Annotated in this window: 8 protein-coding genes; 6 read left to right on the plus strand and 2 right to left on the minus strand. The window is 64.7% G+C overall.

What is annotated here, in order from left to right:
* Positions 1-122: 122 nt before the first annotated feature.
* Both cysQ and DOM41_RS15450 read right to left on the minus strand, forming a co-directional pair.
* Entirely contained in the window at positions 123-938 is an 816-nt protein-coding gene (gene cysQ, locus DOM41_RS15445) for a 3'(2'),5'-bisphosphate nucleotidase CysQ (protein ID WP_110687760.1), read from the minus strand.
* A 63-nt stretch (positions 939-1001) separates the two neighbouring features.
* On the minus strand, positions 1002-2777 hold the full coding sequence (locus tag DOM41_RS15450) for an SLC13 family permease (RefSeq protein WP_342588159.1): 1776 nt from the start codon (positions 2775-2777) through the stop codon (positions 1002-1004).
* A 788-nt stretch (positions 2778-3565) separates the two neighbouring features.
* Between DOM41_RS15450 and DOM41_RS15455 the strand changes: the two genes are divergently transcribed.
* The 6 genes from DOM41_RS15455 (at position 3566) to DOM41_RS15485 (ending at position 18416) form a co-directional block, all read left to right on the plus strand.
* Positions 3566-5626 (plus strand): capsular polysaccharide biosynthesis protein, encoded by a 2061-nt coding sequence (locus DOM41_RS15455; protein ID WP_110687761.1) that lies wholly within the window; start codon positions 3566-3568, stop codon positions 5624-5626.
* The gene (locus DOM41_RS15460) at positions 5627-6904 is read left to right on the plus strand and encodes a capsule biosynthesis protein (RefSeq protein WP_110687762.1); all 1278 of its coding nucleotides are present in this window, start codon (positions 5627-5629) and stop codon (positions 6902-6904) included.
* A 52-nt stretch (positions 6905-6956) separates the two neighbouring features.
* Positions 6957-7766, plus strand: coding sequence for an SDR family NAD(P)-dependent oxidoreductase (locus tag DOM41_RS15465; protein WP_110687763.1), 810 nt, complete (start codon positions 6957-6959; stop codon positions 7764-7766).
* Complete coding sequence (locus tag DOM41_RS15470) at positions 7759-9267, plus strand: LTA synthase family protein (RefSeq protein ID WP_110687764.1); 1509 nt, start codon at positions 7759-7761, stop codon at positions 9265-9267. Before DOM41_RS15465 ends, DOM41_RS15470 begins: the two co-directional genes overlap by 8 nt.
* Before the next feature lie 177 nt (positions 9268-9444).
* Positions 9445-17097 carry a type I polyketide synthase gene (locus DOM41_RS17820; protein ID WP_245391875.1) on the plus strand — a complete coding sequence of 2551 codons (7653 nt, stop codon included), beginning with the start codon at positions 9445-9447 and terminating at the stop codon, positions 17095-17097.
* On the plus strand, positions 17094-18416 hold the full coding sequence (locus DOM41_RS15485) for an aminotransferase class I/II-fold pyridoxal phosphate-dependent enzyme (RefSeq protein WP_110687765.1): 1323 nt from the start codon (positions 17094-17096) through the stop codon (positions 18414-18416). The genes DOM41_RS17820 and DOM41_RS15485 overlap by 4 nt, the downstream gene beginning before the upstream one ends.
* Positions 18417-18866: the final 450 nt, after the last annotated feature.

The raw sequence follows: 18866 nt of genomic DNA on the forward strand, positions 1-18866 counted from the left end.
CTCGCGGATGATATGAATCGACTCCGCCTCGAGCTGTTTGAGGTGGGTCTGACGGGTGGGAACGAGTTCCGACATGCCGCAGTCTCCGAATGAAAGGTCAGGGGAATTTCGCGCCATCGACATCAGTTCAGCGCCGAGGCAAGCGCCGACTCCCAACGCGAGTCGCGCCGTGAGCAGACGATGAAAAACGGGTTGAGCAGGCTTTCGCCGCGGTTGCAGCGAAGCGGGGCCAGGGTGTTGGCATCGAGCACCTCGCCACCCGAGGCGGTCACCACCGCCTGCGCGGCAGCCGTATCCCACTCACAGGTGGGGGCCAGCCGCGGGTAGAGGTCCGCCTGCCCCTCGGCCACCAGACAGAGCTTGATCGAGCTGCCCATCGACACCCGCTCATGGGCCGGCAGCCCAGCGCAGAACGCCTCGAACGCCTCGGAGCCGTGGGAACGGCTACCTACCACGCGCCAGGTATCACCGTCCGCTACGGGTAGCGGCCGCGGCGCGATCGGCAGGCGTTCACCGTCAATGGATTTCCAGGCCCCCACGCCCTGCTCACCCCACCAGGTGATGCCGAGCACCGGCGCGTGCACGATGCCAAAGATCGGCACGCCGTCCTCGATCAGCGCCACGTTGAGGGTGAATTCACCGTTGCGCTTGATGAACTCCTTGGTGCCATCGAGCGGATCGATCAGCCAGTAGCGCGACCAGCTGGCGCGCTCGGCGTAATCGACGCTTTCCGACTCTTCCGACAGCAGCGGCAGCGACGGCTCGACCGTCTCGAGCAGTGTCACCAGTGCGCGATGCGCGGCGAGATCCGCCTCGGTCAATGGGCTGGCGTCGGCCTTGGTCTCGACATCGAAGTCGCGGTGATAGATGTCGAGCACGATGTCCCCCGCGGTTTTCACACCGTCGAGCAGCGTCTGTCGCGTTGCGTCATTCCACATGTCGGATTCCTGTCGTAGGTCGAGAGCGGGCACGCTCGGTGGCCTGGCGAACCGGGCTGCCTGTCATGGATGAAAGGGCCAGATCAGCGGCACCAGCGAGAGCGTGGTCACCGCAGTCAGCAGGCTCAGCGGCAGCCCCAGACGCAGGTAGTCAGTGATGCGATAGCCCCCAGGGCCAAGCACCATCAGATTCGTCTGATACCCCAGCGGGGTAATGAAGCTGGCAGAGGCGGCAATGGTGACCGCGATCACGAAGGGCATCAGATCCACACCGAGCTGCTGCGAGACGGAGATCGCGATGGGAAACATCAGCACCGCGGCAGCATTGTTGGTTATGACTTCGGTGAAGAAGACGGTGAGGCCGTAGACCAGGGCGAGCCCGACGACCGGCGAGACCACCCCGCCGACCAGCCAAACCGCTATCTGCTCAGCGGCGCCGGTCTTGGTCATGGCGATCCCCAGCGCGAACGACGAGGCGATGACGATCAGTACGGAGAGGTCCAGATAGCGTCTGGCCTTGCCCATGGTGAGGCAGCCGGTAGCGAGCATCGCACCAGCGGCGCCAAGCGCGGCTTCGAGAATCGAGACGAGCCCCAGGGTATTGACGCCGACCATCAGGCAGAGAATGGCGATGGCCAGCGGCGCCTTGTGAAAGTTCGGCGGAGTGGAGTCGTTGAGCGCGCTGACCAGCAGAAAATCCTTGCGATAGCGGTACTGCGCCACGAACGCCTCACCGGTTTCCAGCAGCAGCGTATCGCCGATCTGCAGACGGACATCGCCCAGCTTGCCGGAGAGACGCCGCCCGCCTCGTGAGATCGACAGGATCACCGCCTGAAAGCGCGACCGGAAGCGGCTGTCGCGCACGCTTTGATTGATACCGGCGAAGTCAGGACCGATCACGGCCTCGACAAGACAACGGCGGTGTGTCGCCACCGCGAGCTTGTCGACGCTGCCGTTGGCTGGCGTCAGACCGCGAATCTGCCGAAGCTCACGAGCGCAGGCCGGCGCACCGATAAAGACCAGAATGTCACCGGCTTCCAATCGCGTCTCCGGTGGCACAGCGGTCAGTAGATCGTGTCCACGCTGGATGTCGGCGAGATAGCCGTACTGAAGATGGCGCAACCCCGCGTCGGCAATGCGCTTGCCGACCAGCGGGCCGCCGCTGTCGACCATTACCTCGACACCGTATTCGCGCACCTGGTCGAGCTGCTCGGCCACGCCTTCGCGCTTGGGGAGCAGCCGGTCGGCAAACAGCAGCAGAAAGGCGCCGCCCACGAGCAACAGCGGCAGTCCGATCGCGGTAAGCTCGAACATCCCTAGCGAGCGATTCCACTGACTCTGCAGCAGTCCGTCCACCACCAGATTGGTACTGGTGCCGATCAGTGTGCAGGTGCCGCCGAGGATCGCGACGTAGCTCAGGGGCAGTAACAGCTTCGACGGCGACAGTTTGAGCCGCTTCGACCAGTCCTGAATCGCAGGAATAAACATCGCGACCACGGTCGTGTTGTTGAGAAACGCGCTCAGAAACGATACCGGCAGCAGTACCCGCCAGTAGGCACGGCGCAACGTGCCGGGCTGGCCGAGCAGCTGCGTCGCCACCCAGTTGATCGCACCGGTCTCTTTCAACGCGGCAGCGACCACGTAAAGCGCGGCGATGGTCATGACCCCGGTATTGGCGAAGCCCGCTAGCGCCTCGCCGGGCGTGAGCACCTGCGTCGCGATCAGGAAGGTCATTGCGGCCATCAGAATGGCGTCGGAGGCGATGCGCGTGAGCATCAGCGCGGCGAGCACGGCGAACACACATGCCACGCTAAGCCAAGCGTCCATCCCCATCGTCATCGTTGCCGACTCCATCGCGCCCCCTGTTTCCCTGAAACCTATGGCCTGTCCCGAAAACCGATGGCCTGGCCAAAACGTATCGCCCACCCGCCAGCGTGACGCCGCTCATGCTGACGGGATTGGCGTGTTTTTTTGGCGCTTAACCAAAAGCCAACAAGTTCGAGTCACGACCACTGTGCACGAGCTTGCTGAAGCGCCGACCGGTGCTCTCGAGGCTCTTTTTCGACTGGTTCGGGTCGGTGAGTCAAACGCTAAATTCGTCGTTTGTGTCTTTTTGTAACTCATCATTCGCCCGGCGTTGCTGCTTCGAAAGGGAACGCCGTCAGTCTTGCGGCGCATCACGTCATGAAAATCCTGATGGCCGGCAAATCGCTGAAATGAAGGCTTTTTATTCGCCAAAACGACGAAATGGCGGGCGTGCAGACGTATCGGGGATGCGGCAAACTCAACCCTCACGTGGAGAATTGGCCCACTGCGATTGCGGGGATTCATCATGCGGGAGTCGTTAGGACCCTGATTTAAATCCTCGTCTCAACGGGTCCCGAGTCGCAGCTTTGTCATACCCGAGCTTGCGAAGTTGCTACAAAGAAATGATTGCTTACATTGGCAGCCACGGAGGGTCTTCGACGTAACGCAATGCAAAACGACTTGTGGCGACGCGCGTCCAGGACGCTAAAACCGGTCGGCCCGCGTGCGGTATACTGGAAGGCCGATTGCCTAAAACCCTGAACTTGAGTAGCTTAGCCATCCCTTTCGCCGACCGACCGGACAACGCCGCCTCTTCTCCCATGCCTAACGACTCGACCGCGCCGCGATCGTCATCCCCCCGTGTGGCCGGCTATCTATCGAAGGGCCTGGAACGCTGGCATATCATTGCCTGCCTGCTGCCGGAGTTCGATCGTCAGGTCCGCCTGACCCCGGGCCGAAAGCACGCTGTCGATGCCATTCTCGGCTGGGGCCTCAAACCTACCTCGGTCAAGGCCCGGCGTCTGGCGACCCAGCGCCGTGTACCCTATGTCGCCATTGAAGACGGCTTTCTGCGCTCGCTCGGCCTCGGCGTTCACTACTCTCAGCCGCAGAGTCTGGTGGTCGACCATAGCGGAATCTATTACGATGCCACGCGTCCGTCCGACCTCGAGCAACTGCTTAACGAAGCGATCTTCGATGACGCCGAGCTCGAGCGCGCCGCCGCCGCCATCGCGCGCATTCGTGCGCTGAGACTGTCGAAGTACAACCATGCGCCCGACCGGCCATTGGCAACCGCAGAGCACTCGCGAGTGCTGGTCGTGGACCAGACCCGGGACGACGCGTCGATCACCCACGGTCTTGCCGACGCTGCGGCATTCCAGACGATGCTCGACCGCGCGATCGATGAGCACCCCGACGCCGAGATTCTGATCAAGACCCATCCGGACGTCATCGCCGGGCGCAAGCAGGGCTATCTCACCGATGCCGCAGCCCACCCGCGCTGTCGCCTCATCGGCGAGGACCTCAACCCCTGGGCCTTGATAGACGCGGTCGATGCAGTCTATGTCGTGACCAGTCAGCTTGGCTTCGAGGCGCTGATGGCTGACAAACCGGTCTCATGCTTTGGCCTGCCGTTTTACGCCGGCTGGGGGCTGACACGAGACACCCAGACATGCGAACGTCGACGGCGAACGCGTAGCCGCGACGAGCTCTTCGCCGCGGCTTATCTGCGATACTGCCGCTACGCCAACCCCTATACCGGCCAAGTCTCGACGCTCGAGGCAACGATCGACCTGATCGGCGACCAGAAGCGCCAGCGCGATCGACTCGCCGGCCACTGGCTCGCGGTGGGTTTCTCGAGCTGGAAGCGGGCTTTCATTCGCGATTTTCTGGGCCCAGCGTCCAGCGTGCGCTTCACCTCCCACGCCTGCCCCACCGATGAAGAAGCTCAGGCGTGCGACAGTCTGGTCGTGTGGGGACAGAAAGCGGACGACGCCCTACGGCACTACTGTCGACGGCACAACCTGCGCCTCTGGCGGATGGAGGATGGCTTCATCCGCTCGGTGGGCCTGGGCGTGGATCTGACCCGGCCGCTATCGCTGGCATTTGACGCCCGCGGGCTCTACTACGATGCCAATCACGAAAGCGATCTCGAGTGGCTACTCGGTAACGCCGAGTTCGACACGGCCCTGTTGGCTCGCGCCGCTACGCTCCGGGAACGACTGATCGCGCTCAAGCTCTCCAAGTACAACGTGGCCGCCGCCGGCGCGAGTCTGCCTAGCCGCGAGACCCTCGGCGCGCGGCGAGTCGTGCTGGTGCCAGGCCAGGTGGAAACCGACGCCTCCATCGCTCAGGGGTCGCCGGTGGTGCGCACGAACCGCGCGCTGCTGGAAGCGGTACGCGCCGAGCGCCCCGATGCCTTCATCATTTACAAGCCGCATCCGGACGTCGTTTCCGGCGCGCGGGTCGGCGTGATCGATGACGACGCCCGCCGACTCTTCGATCGCGAGGCCAGGGATGCGGATATCATCGATCTCATCGACGCGGCCGACGAGATCCACACCATGTGCTCTCTGACTGGCTTCGAGGGCCTGATGCGCGGTGTCGAAGTCCACACCCACGGCTTGCCTTTCTATGCCGGCTGGGGGCTGACCAGTGACCGCCTCAAAGCGCCCCGCCGTCAACGCACACTCTCGCTGGATGCGCTCATCGCCGGGGCCCTGCTGCTCTACCCGACCTACGTCGACCCGACCAGCGGCGAATTCTGCAACGCCGACACCGCCATCGAGCTCGTTCATCAGCAGCGTTCACGCCGGCGCGGGCTGTCCGCACGCGTTCGCTTCTACCGGCTTTACCGCAACCTGTTTTCAGGGAGGGTGTGAGTGGTTGCTACTGCCCAAACGCCATCATCATCGCGCAAGCATTTCCTGCTGCTGCAGGGCGTCTGCTCGCCGTTTTTCAACCGTCTGGGCGAGCGTCTGATCGCGGCTGGGCATCGGGTCACTAAGGTCAATTTCACTGCTGGCGACAGCCTTTACTGGCATCTCGGCGGCACGCGGACCTATCGCGGCCATATCGAGGACATCCCAGGCTACCTGGCAAGACTCTGGGAGCGTGAGGGCATCACCGACCAGGTGGTGTTCGGTGATCGCCGCCCGGTTCACCGACGTGCGGTCGTCGCGGCGCGCCAGCGAGGCATTCGCAATCATGTCTTCGAGGAGGGCTACTTTCGCCCTTACTGGGTCACGCTGGAGCGGGAAGGCGTCAACGCCCACTCACTGCTGCCCAAAGACCCGGATTGGTACCGCGAGGCAGGCAAGCGGCTGCCGAGCGTGGGCCGCCCGCAGGCGTTCCCCAACCAGTTCAAGACCCGCGCTCGCCACGATGTGCTCTACCATCTCGCCGGCGCGGCCAACCCCTTTCTGCACCCCTACTATCGTAACCACGCGCTGGTCACCGCCCCTCTGGAGTACGCGGGTTTTTTGCTGCGCGAGGCGCGCATGCCGTATCTCAGACGTCGCGATCAACGGCGGATGGAAGCGCTGCTCGCCGACGACGCGCCGTTTTACCTACTGCCGCTGCAGCTCAAGAGCGACGCCCAGATTCGTTATCACTCCGACTTCAAGAACATGCAGGAGGTGATTGGCAAGGTAGCGGCCTCGTTCGCCTTCCACGCCCCCGCCAACGCGCGGCTGGTGATCAAGAACCACCCGCTCGACATGGGCCTTGCGCACTATGCACGGCTGATCGAGGTACTCAACCGCGAGTACGATCTGGGCGACCGCCTGGTCTATCTCGAGGGCGGCAACCTGGAACAGATGCTCCAACGCGCCAGCGGCCTGGTCACGGTCAACAGCACCGCGGGCAACGTAGCGCTCGGCTTCAACTGCCCCACGTACACGCTCGCATCACCGATCTACGACATGCCGGGCCTGACGCATCAAGGCAAGCTCGACACATTCTGGCAGAATGCCTCAAAACCCGATCCGGAACTCTTCCGGGCCTACCGGCGCACGGTCGCGCAGACCGTGCAGATCAATGGCGGTTTCTACTGCCGGCCGGGTATCGAGCTTGCCGCCGAGAACGCGCTGCAGTCGATGCAGCGCGACCGCTCGCCGCTGGAGCAGCTCATGGACGAAATAGGAACGTTGCACCGATGACACCGCACACCTTCATGACTCACACCGGGAACCGCATGGCTGACATGACTTCATGACAAGAATCGTGATCACCGGGGCAACCGGTGCCATTGGTGCCGCATTGGCCCAGCACTACGCCGTGCCGGGTAATCATCTGACGCTGCACGGCCGCCGCGAGGCGGTGCTGGACGATGTCGCCAGCCAGTGCCGTGAGCGGGGTGCCGACGTTACGCTCTCGTGTGTCGATCTCACCGACGACGTCTCGCTGCACGCTTGGCTCGATACACTGTGCGAGCCTTCACCACCGGATCTGGTGATCGTCAACGCGGGGATGAACATCAACATCGGCGAGTTCGGCGAAGGCGAAGCGTGGGATGATGCGAGCCGTCTGCTCGAGATCAACCTGCGCGTGCCGATGGCGATGGGCAACCAACTCGGCAAGCGCATGCGGGCAACGGGCCACGGTCAGCTGGTCTTCATGAGTTCACTCGCCGCCTACCACGGCCTGGCGCTGACGCCGAGCTACAGCGCCAGCAAGGCCGGCGTCAAAGCCTACGCCGAGGGGCTACGCGGTTGGCTCGCCCCCAGCGGTGTCGGCGTCACGGTGGTCATGCCCGGGTATGTGAGTTCGAAGATGTGCCACGACATGCCGGGGCCCAAGCCCTTCCTGTGGCAGCCGGCACGTGCCGCCCGGCGCATCGCCGCGGGTGCAGCGCGCAACCGTGCCCGGGTGAGCTTCCCGTTTCCACTGGACTTCGGCTGCTGGTGGCTGGCGGTCCTGCCCGCCGCAGTGTCGCAACGCCTGCTGGCCTGGCTTGATTACGCACCGCCGGCGGCAACACGCGACGCCTCGTCTCCACGGCAAGAGCGCCCACATGACTGACCTGCTAATGGCTATCGTCGCCACACTCGCAGTGACGACCCTGTTCGAGACGCTGCTCAAACCTCGCCCTCGCCTGCTCTGGCGACGCGAGCGCCCGGCGATCGCGGTGCATCTGGCGACCACCGTGCTGCACTTCGCCTTCTGGCTGCTGATCGTTCAGCGCCCGGGGTTCGCCGTGGTCATCGCGGCCTCGTTGCAGATGGTGGTCATCCAGGTCAACAACACCAAGTCGGCGTCACTGCGCGAGCCCTTCCTGTGCCAGGACTTCGAGTATTTCCTCGATGCGGTGCGCCATCCGAGGCTCTACATTCCTTTCTTTGGCGTGGGACTGACCATCGCTTCGCTGATTGCCGGAGCCATCGCGATCGGTATCGGATTCTGGCTCGAACCCTCGCTCTTCGGGCGCGAGCAAGGACCGTGGAGTCTTTTTGTCACGTTCGCCATTGTCGCGAGCGCCGTGACGACGTTGGCACTCTGCCTGCCGCGCCTGCCTCGCTGCACGCTGGAGCCGTTCACCGACCTCGAACGCTTCGGCCTCTATCCTTACCTGTGGGCCTACGGGTTGATGACCCGCGCGCCCATCGATCTTTCCGATAATCGCGAAGCGTTCCCGACGCCCTTCACGACGCCGACGGCACTGCCTCACCTGGTATTGGTGCAGAGCGAGTCATTCTTCGACCCCCGAGAATGGCTTTCGTCGATTCGGCACGACGTGCTGGAAACCTTCGATGCCATGATGGCCGACTCGGTTCAAAGCGGCCGTCTCGAAGTCCCCGCCTGGGGGGCGAACACGGTGCGTACCGAGTCCGCCGTGCTCACCGGCCTCACCGCCCAGGCGCTGGGCGCCCATCGTTTCAATCCGTACCATCAGCTCTCGCAGCTAGAGGTCAACAACCTCGCGCGCGCGCTGAAGTCACTTGGCTATCGCACTGTCTGCCTGCATCCTTATCCCGGCACGTTCTATTTGCGGGACAGGGTCTACCCCCGACTCGGCTTCGACGAATTCATCGACATTGCCGCTTTCGACGACAAGGACCGGGATGGACAGTACATTGGCGATCTCGCGCTCGCCAGGAAGGTTCACGAACAGTTGGAGGCAACCGATGCGCCACTGTTCGTCTTCGTCATCAGCATGGAAAACCATGGACCGCTGCATCTGGAAACACCCGATCCGGCGGTCGCCGAGCGGTGGCTGGAAGGCGGCGTTACCGAGGGTTGCGAAGACCTCACGGTTTATCTGAGGCATCTAGGCAATACCGATAGTATGCTGGCAGCGCTCAAGACCTCCCTGCTGGCGAGCGACCGCGATGGGATACTGGCGTTTTACGGCGACCACGTGCCAATCATGCCGAAAGTCTATGCCCGTCACGGTGAGCCGGACGGTCTCACCAATTATTTCATCTGGCAGAGCCACTCGCTTTGCGGCGATAACGTGCGCAGGACCCTGTCAGCCGATAAGCTGGGCACAACCATTTACGACAGAATCATCGGCCGAGCGTGAGAGGCGATTCAAGAGACAGGTGGATAGAGAGCAACAGCCGAGGACGGCCTTGCATGGCGTCCGACCGCGGATTCGGGCGCTGTCCCGCTCCCTCCCCTGAATTCTGGACGAGCTCCCTCTGAATACGATGCGAACAAAGCAAGGCGTAGCCCTTGAGCTACGGAGCAAGGAGTCCCAATGACCCAACGCGTTGCCATCATCGGTGCGGCTCACCGGTTTCCGAGCGCCCCGACTTCTCAACGTTTCTGGCAAGCGCTCAAGACCGGAGAGGACCTCGTCACCTCGGTCGCCGAGGACCGCTGGGGGCATGACGCCTTCGGCCATCCGGACAAGCAGCATCCAGGGACCAGCTACACGTTCGCCGCCGGCAGCCTTGGCGACATCTCCGGGTTCGATGCCGCCTTTTTTGGCATCTCGCCGCGTGAAGCCGCGCAAATGGATCCCCAGCAGCGCCTGATGCTGGAAATGACCTGGGAAGCGATGGAAGACGCCGGCGTTCCGCCGCAGACGCTTCGCGGGAGCCATTGTGGCGTCTACATCGGTGTCGCCAGTCTTGACTACTCCTATCGCATGGCCGACGACATGGCCTCGATCGACACCTCGACGGCCACCGGCAATACCTCCAGCATCGTCTCCAACCGCATCTCATACGTGTTCGATCTGCACGGCCCTAGCATGTCGATGGATACCGCCTGCTCATCTTCACTGGTGGCCTTCCATCAGGCGTGCCAGTCGATCCGCAGCGGCGAGACGGAAATGGCGCTGGCCGGCGGCATCAGCCTCCATCTGCACCCCTTTGGCTTCATCATTTTCTCCAAGGCGAGCATGCTCTCGCCCAACGGTCGCTGCCGCGTCTTCGACGCCGACGGCGACGGCTACGTACGCTCCGAGGGCGGCGGCGTCTTCCTGCTCAAGGATTACGACAAGGCGGTCGCCGACGGCGACCGCATTCTTGCCGTCGTGACCGGCAGCGGGGTCAACACCGACGGCCACAAGAAAGGCCTGACCGTCCCCAATGCCGACGCCCAGGTCGCGCTGATGACGCAGACCCTTGAGCGTGCAGGTCTGACGCCTGACGATCTCGACTATCTCGAGGCCCATGGCACCGGCACCGCGGTCGGTGATCCCCTCGAGACACGCGCCATTGGCGAGGCGCTCGGACAAAAGCGCAAAGACCGTCTGCCCATCGGGTCGGTCAAGTCGAACCTCGGCCACCTCGAAACCGCCTCTGGCGTCGCCGGCCTCGCCAAGGCGCTCTATGCGCTGCGAGAGCGCGAGGTGCCAGCGACCATCGGCATTCGCAAGATCAATCCTCGGATCGATCTTGACGGCTGGAATCTGGATATCGTCGACAGCGCCCGCCCTCTCAAGACCGAGGGCACGCTCAACGTAGGGGTCAACTCGTTTGGCTTTGGCGGGGCCAATGCCCACGTGCTGCTCCAATCGGCGCCGCCCGTTACGGCAACGACCACGTCACCCGATTCACAAGCATCCGGCGAGCGTCTGCCGCTGATGCTGAGCGCCCGCTCGCCGGACGCGCTGCGCGAGCTCGCAGGGCGTATCAGCCACCGCCTGACCGAAGGCGATGCCTCCCTGTTTGATACGGCCTACAGCCTGGTCTTTCGCCGTGACACCCACCCCCACCGGGCCGTGCTCTTCAGCGATAGCTCGGCGGAGGCGATCACGCGCCTTGATGCCCTGGCAGCCGGTGAAACCGTCGCCGGCGCTGCCATCGGTGAGGGCGTAGAACGACATCATGAAAAGGAAGACGCTCACGGCCTGGGCCCCGTCTTCGTCTACACCGGTAACGGCTGTCAGTGGACCGCCATGGGCGAAGCGCTGCTCGAGACTTCGCCAGTGTTCGCTGCTGCCGTCGACGAGGTCGATGCGCTGTTTCAGCGTCACGCCGACTTCTCCCTGCGGGACGAACTCGCCGGCGCCAACCAGCGGTTCGAGCAGGCGAGCAGCGGCGACCGGCTGCAACGCACCGAGATCGCTCAGCCTGCGCTCTTCGCGCTGCAGGTCGGCCTGACCCGTCTGCTTGCCGCCGAGGGCGTTCGCCCCGCTGCCGTTACCGGCCACAGCGTCGGCGAAGTCGCTGCCGCCTGGGCCTGCGGCGCGCTGACCCTCGACGACGCTGTCAGCGTGATTTTTCACCGCAGCGCCGGTCAGGGTCGCACCCGCGGCAGTGGTGGCATGACCGCCGTCGGCCTCGGTAACGAAGCGATGCGCACCTGGCTCGACGACCCGGCCTACTCGGCCATCGTCGTGGCGGGCGTCAATAGCGACAAGGGCGTCACGCTGGCGGGCCCCGTGGAGGCGCTTACCCAGCTCGAGCAAGCGCTACAGGACGCGCGGGTCTTCGCCAAGCGTCTCGCGCTCGACTACGCCTTCCACAGCCCGGCGATGGACGCGATCCACGAACCGGTGATCGACGCGCTAGCCCATCTACAGCCGCGCCCGAGCGACATTCCGTTTTACTCGACCGTTGCCGGACAGGAAATCGCCGGCACCGAGCTCGGCGCCGAGTACTGGTGGCTCAATATCCGCGAGCCGGTACAGTTCGCCCCCGCGGTCGACGCTCTGATCACAGCAGGCGCTCGCACCTTCGTGGAACTCGGTGCCCAGCCGATTCTGCGCCGCTATCTGACCGAAGCCCTCGCGTCCCAGAACGTCGAAGGCAGCGTGACCGGCACGCTCGCGCGTGACAATTCGGGACTCGATGCCGTCGAGCACACGCTCGCCGCCACCCTGGTCAGCGGTGCGGTATCGCCCGCGGCATGGTTCCCGGTCACCGGACGTTTCGTCGATCTGCCCCACTACCCGTGGCAGCATGAACGCTTTTGGACCTCGGCCACCGGCGACGCCCAGGGCCTGATGGCTCGGCACTACGAACATCCGCTGCTCGGCTATCGCCTGGCGCAACAGGGATTGGCGTGGGAGAGCCAGCTGGACGCTCATCGGCTACCCTGGCTTGCCGACCACCGAGTCGGCGGCGCCACCGTGTTCCCCGGCGCCGGTTTCGCCGAGCTGACGCTGGCCGCGGCCAGCGCCTGGAAGCAAGCGCCGTTACTCGATATCGAAGCGCTGGAGATTCTGAGCCCGCTGCTGCTCGACGCCGTACACGGCAAGAAACTGCGACTCACCCTCGATGACAGCGACGGCAGCGTGGCCATCAAGACCCGCGAGCCGGCAAGTGACGACCCCTGGTCGCTCAACGCCCGCGCACGGGTCGCCACCCAGAGCCGCGGGCTGTTACTCACCCGCCGCGGTGCCGGTCTGCCCTCCCGTCCGGCGGACTTCGACCGTGAGACGCACCTGGCCATGGCTGCCCACGTCGGGCTCGAGTACGGCCCCGGCTTCCAGGCAGTCAGCGATATCTGGATCGAAGGCGACAGTGCCATCGGCCGTATCGCCCTGCCCGATGCCATCGCCGAGGATCAGCGCGACTGCCTGTTGGCGCCGGGAATTCTGGACAGCGCCTTCCAGCTCTTCATTCCGTTACTTGCCGACGAGCTCAAGGCGGCCGGCGGTCTCGCTTTTGTCCCCGTCAGGCTCGAGCGACTGCAGGTTCGCCCCGACACCGGCCAACCGGCGACGATGGAAGTCCGCCTGACCAGCCGAGCCCCGCATTCTCTGTGCGCGGACGTTGCGATCTTCGATGCCGATGGCAACGCCATCGCCGTCGTCGAAGGCGCGCGTTTCAAGGCTGCCCGACTGCGCCACGCACCCCAGCATCGCCTGAGCTATCTGGATCATCGATTGGTGCCGGCCCCGCGCGAGGACGCCGAGCTCGCCCTCGATGACGCCACCGCGGAAATCGCCCTGAGTGAGCTGGTCTCGCACTACCGCGAGGTGACCGGCAGCCGCTACGCCGACGAGGTCGAACCGCTGCTGGATACCCTCATCGGCGCGTTCATCGACCAGTCGCTGCGCGCCCATGCGGACGCCGATGGTCAGATTGCCGCCGGTCAATTCGAGGGTGGCAGCGTCGAGCAGCGCCAACGCCGTCGCGCGCTGGTGGAGCTGGCCGACGCCATCGATATCGTCGAGGCGACCGACGCCGGCTGGCAGCTCAATGCACCGCCGGAGATCGATGCCGCCACCGTCTGGAATCTGCTGATTCGCGACTACCCGGACTACGCCGCTCTGACACACAGTGTCGGTCGTTTGGGGCTGCACCTCGATGACTGGCTGGATGACGCGCTGGAGAGCGACGCTCTCGGCCTGGACGCCGAGCGGTTTACCCGACTGACCCAGGCCACGGTGGGTGAACGTGGCTGGTACGCCCTCGCCGACACCTGGCGCGGCCAATACCGTCTCACCCTGGATCTGCTAGCGCCGCATCAGCGACTCAGAGTCCTGGAGGCCTCGGCCTATCGCCCGCAGCTTGGCGAGCGGTTGATGGGCGAGCTGGAGGGCGATCGTACAGCGCTCGCCTTCGTCGGACTGCGTCCCGGAGCGCTACACGAAGCTCAGTCGCTCGCCGAGGACGATGCCCGCGTCGAACTGGTAACGCCGACTGACGACGCTGCAGCTACGATGGGCGCCAACGTGGCCTTGATCACCCTCGATGCCACCCAGCAGGAGATCGACTCGCTGCTCCGCTGGCTGCCGGAACGTCTCGCCGCCGATGCGCAGATTGCGCTACTGGCGCCGAGCCGCGCCGACTGGCAGCGTTTCCTGACGCTGGCAGCGGCGCCTGAATGCGTCCCGGCGACGCTCGGCGCCACCCAACGCCAGCTGGAGGCGCTGGGATACCGTCAGACCGTCATCCACGACCTGGAGAGCGATCATGGCGGTCTCAAACTGATCACCACCGAGGCTCCCGTAGGGGCGCGCCGCGAACACGAAGACGACGGCTCGATCGAGGCAGGTCACTGGTTGCTGGTGGGTGATGATGCCACGCAGGCCCTCACCAGGACACTCTGCGAACACCTGGAACAGCTCGGCGAGACCTGCCGAACGGTCAAAGGCGCCATGCGGCCCGCTGCGCTTGTCGGGCCCGAGGCAGAGACGCCTAGCGCGAGCCACGTCATCGACCTCCGCGGTCTCGGGCAGGATGCGGAGTCGCGCTGTGTGCTGGCGGCCGAGTGGCTGCAACAGCTCGACACCACCGGTAGCGATGCGGCGCTCTGGATTCTCACTCAGGGTGTCGCCGCCACACTGGCCGATGAGACCGTCGATGTCGTTGCCCTCTCCGTCGGTGCCGCCGCGGTGGGTGCACTCGGTAGCCACGCGCTGACCTCGTCGTCGGCGAATGACGACACCGCGTCGGCCCAATCCTTACCCGAGAACGTCGCGGCTCTCACTTCGCTCTCCGAGGACGCCGCCGTATGGGGCTTCGGCCGCTCGCTGCAGAATGAGGCGGGCGCGCGTCGCGTCACGCTGCTCGATCTGCCGATGGGCGAGCCCACCGCGGCGCTGCTCGAGGCGCTAACGCTCGAGCTGGGCGCCCCGGATAGCGAAACGGAGATCGTGCTCGATACCGCCGGCCACCGCTGGGTGCCGCGTCTGGGGCTCGAGGCCGCACCGGGGGTTGCCGCACCGACACGTCACGAGTCGTTCGAAAGCGCTGAGGGCCGTGCCGTCAGTCTTGGCTTCGAACTGCCGGGCCAGCTCCGGCATCTGCGCTGGATGGCCCACGATCTGGCAGCGCCGCAGGCGGGTCAGGTCGAGATCGCCGTCAAGGCGACCGGTCTCAACTTCCGGGACGTCATGTACGCGCTCGGTCTGCTTTCCGACGAAGCGATCGAGAACGGCTTCGCCGGCCCGACGCTGGGTCTGGAGTTCGCCGGTGAGGTGGTCCGCGTCGGCGACGGCGATTCCACGCTCAAACCCGGCGATGCGGTCGTTGGCTTCGGTCCGGCCAGCTTCAGCGACCGGCTCATCGCCGATATCAACGCTGTCGCCCCTATTCCGGCGGAGATCGGCTTTGCAGCGGCGGCAACGATTCCGACGACTTTCTTTACCGTCTACTACTCGCTCAAGCATCTGGCGCGGCTACAGCCTGGCGAGCGACTGCTGATTCACGGCGCTGCCGGCGGCGTGGGCCTGGCGGCGATCCAGATCGGCCGTTGGCTGGGCGCCGATATCGTCGCTACCGTCGGCTCGTCGGAGAAGCGCGACTTCCTGCGGCTGATGGGTGTCGAGCGCCTCTACGACTCACGGAGTCTCACCTTCGCCGAAGAGATCCTTCACGATTTCGCCAGCGAGCGACACGCCCTTGGCGGAGCCGACGATGGCCGCGACGGGGTCGACGTCATTCTCAACTCACTGGCCGGCGAAGCGATCAATCAGAACCTCCGCGTGCTCAACCCGTTCGGCCGTTTCGTCGAGCTGGGCAAGCGCGATTTCTACGAGAACACACGCGTCGGGCTGCGTCCGTTCCGCAATAACCTGAGCTACTTCGGTGTCGACTCCGACCAGCTGATGCGAGAGCTACCCCGCCTCACCGGCACACTCTTTGGCGAGATGATGGCGCTATTCGCCGATGGCACGCTCTCGCCGCTGCCGTACACGGCCTTCGGCAGCGACCGCGTGGTCGAAGCCTTCCGCTATATGCAGCAGGCTCGTCAGATCGGCAAGGTGGTGGTGACGTACGAGCGCCCGCCCCAGGTGGCGCCGGCGCCAACAGCGCCGCAGGCACTGACGCTGGACAGTGAGGCGAGCTACGTCGTCACCGGCGGCCTCGGTGGCTTCGGGCTGGCCACCGCCGAGTGGCTCGCGGCCAAGGGCGCGCGCCACCTCCTGCTGGTGGGGCGCCGCGGTGCCACCACCGAAGAGGCACGCGAGGGCGTTGCGCGGCTCGAGGCACAGGGCGTCGACGTACTTGCCCGTGCCTGCGACGTCACCGATCCCGCCGCACTGGAAACCGTGCTGGCCGAGGCTCGCGCTGCGGGGCCGGTCAAGGGCATCGTCCACGCCGCCACGGTCATCGATGACGGTCTCATCCGCAATCTCGACGAGGCGCGAATTCGCAGCGCCATGGCGCCAAAGATCGACGGCGCTCGCCACCTGGATGCGCTCACCGCCGATGACACGCTCGACTTCTTCGTCGTCTACTCCTCGGCGACGACGCTGTTCGGTAACCCTGGACAGGCAAGCTACGTCGCCGCCAACCACTGGCTGGAAGCCTTCGGCGCGCGGCGGCGCGCTGTCGGTCGCCCGGGGACGGTTGTCCGCTGGGGCGCGATCGAGGATGTCGGTTTCCTCGCGCGCAACGCCCAGACCCGCGACAGCCTGCAGGAGCGGCTTGGTGGCCAGGCCCTCACCGCCGCCGATGCCCTCGATGTGCTCGAGCGTATGCTGGTTGCCGACGTTCCCTCGCTCGGCGTGCTCGAGCTCGACTGGCGAGCGCTCGCGAAGTTCTTGCCGACAGCGAGCGCCCCGCGGTATCGCGAGATCGCGCGGACGGCGCCAGACGATGGCGGCGACGAAGGCGACGACGATCTGCAGCGTCTGCTGGCCAGTCTCGCCCCGGAGGCGCTGTTCGACACACTGATCAGCGTGCTGCGCAAGGAACTGGCGAAGATCCTGCTGATCGACGAGGAGAAGATCGACATCCACAAGTCGGTTTATGACATGGGCTTCGATTCGCTGATGGGCGTGGAGCTGGTCACAGCGCTGGAGTCTCGACTCGGCATCCAGGTACCGGTCATGGTGCTGAGCGAAGCGGGAACGCTCGCCAAGCTCTGCGACTACCTGATGCTCAAGCTCGGCGGCGACGGCGAGGAGCACGGCGAGGACGACGCGCTCGAGAACCTCGCGGCCCAACATGGAGTCAACGAATTGCCAAGCGGTAATCCGACCGGGGAGGCCCGGTCTTGAGTCAATCCAGAGAGACGCTAAAGCAACGCCTGCTCCAGCAGGCCCGCCAGCGGCGTCAAGATCGCCCAGACGAGTCACAAACCCCGAGCCCTGCCGGGCCGGGCGTCGATGAGCGGTTCACGCGGTTCGATCGCCACCCTGGCTACCAGCAGCTCAAGATGATGCGCGAAGGCGGCCAGCGACTCGGTATTCCCGATCCGTTCTTCAAGGTCCATGAGGGCACCGCGGGCGCCACTACGACGATCGCGGGGCGTGAGCGGCTCAACTTCGCCAGCTACAACTATCTGAGCCTGGCGCACCATCCACGAGTGGTTCAGGCCGGCATCGACGCACTCAACCGCTATGGCAGCTCGGTCTCCGCCAGCCGCCCCGTCTCCGGTGAACGTCCGATTCATCAGGCGCTGGAGCGATCTCTCGCCGATACCTACGAGGTTGAAGAGGCGGTGGTATTCGTCAGCGGCCACGCGACGAACGTTTCGACGCTAGGGTATCTGCTCGGACCGAAGGACCTGCTGCTTCACGACGAGTACATCCACAACAGCACCGTGGTCGGCGCCCAGCTTTCCGGCGCGCGCCGGATGAGCTTCTCGCACAACGACCCGGAGGCGCTAGACGCCCTGCTGGCCAGGCACCGCCATCAGTTCGAGCGGGTTCTCGTGGTCATCGAAGGGCTCTACAGCATGGATGGCGATGCCCCAGACCTCGGGCGATTTGTCGAAATCAAGTCGCGCCATCAGGCTTGGTTGATGGTGGACGAGGCGCACTCGTTCGCCGTGCTCGGCGAGCGCGGGCTGGGTCTTCGTGAACACTGCAATGTGCCGTCAACGGATGTCGATATCTGGATGGGAACGTTGTCGAAGACGATGTCGGGGTGCGGCGGTTACATCGCCGGCTGCCGCGAGCTGATCGAGATGCTGCGTTACTTCGCGCCGGGCTTTCTCTACAGCGTTGGCATGCCGGCTCAAGTCGCCGGCCCCTCGCTGGCCGCACTGGCGGTGATGAAAGACGAGCCGGAGCGACTACACCGGCTGCACGCGATCTCCGGCTACTTCCTCGAACAGGCCAAGGCCCGCGGCTTCGACGTCGGCGACAGCATCGGCGTCGCCGTGGTGCCAATCATCGTGGGCAGCTCCGTACTCGCCGCGGGGCTATCGGATGCGCTGCTGTCGCACGACATCAACGTCCAGCCGATACTGCATCCGGCGGTGCCGGAAAAGAGTGCGCGGCTGCGCTTTTTCCTCAATTGCGACCACACCCGACTGCAAGTCGACCACGTGCTGAATGCGCTGGAGACCGAGTGGCAAGCACGCACGCAGTGAGCCGGCCCTCGATCGGATGATCACCCCGACATAGAAAACCGCCTCTCCGGGCGGTTTTTTTGGCTATGCGTGGCACCGAGGAGGGCGTTGTCGGCAGACTCATCCCCCTACCGTGTGGCCAGTGTCGGCCGAGTCATCGCAGCACAGAATTCGTAGCGGCCCAGAAGCAGCCCGCTGGGGATAGCGGCGTATCATCGCTTGCCTGGAGAGATCGCCATAGCCGTCCATGATGGCTCATAACGACAAGCTCAGAGTTAATCTGAGTCGTCTCGCCGGTACCCAAGCGGTCGGCACCCGGCTTCTCGGCAGGTTCAAGTACCTTCTTCGGTGCATACCAAAGCAGCCGTTTACCATGCGTTCTTCCACGGCCACTCCTTCGATTTACCTCCTATCTGCTTCGGACTTACCGGCACCACCGACTCTCCAAGCGCAGAGGACGACGTCGTAGTC

It is taken from the genome of Salinicola aestuarinus (assembly GCF_003206645.1).
Taxonomy (GTDB): domain Bacteria; phylum Pseudomonadota; class Gammaproteobacteria; order Pseudomonadales; family Halomonadaceae; genus Salinicola; species Salinicola aestuarinus.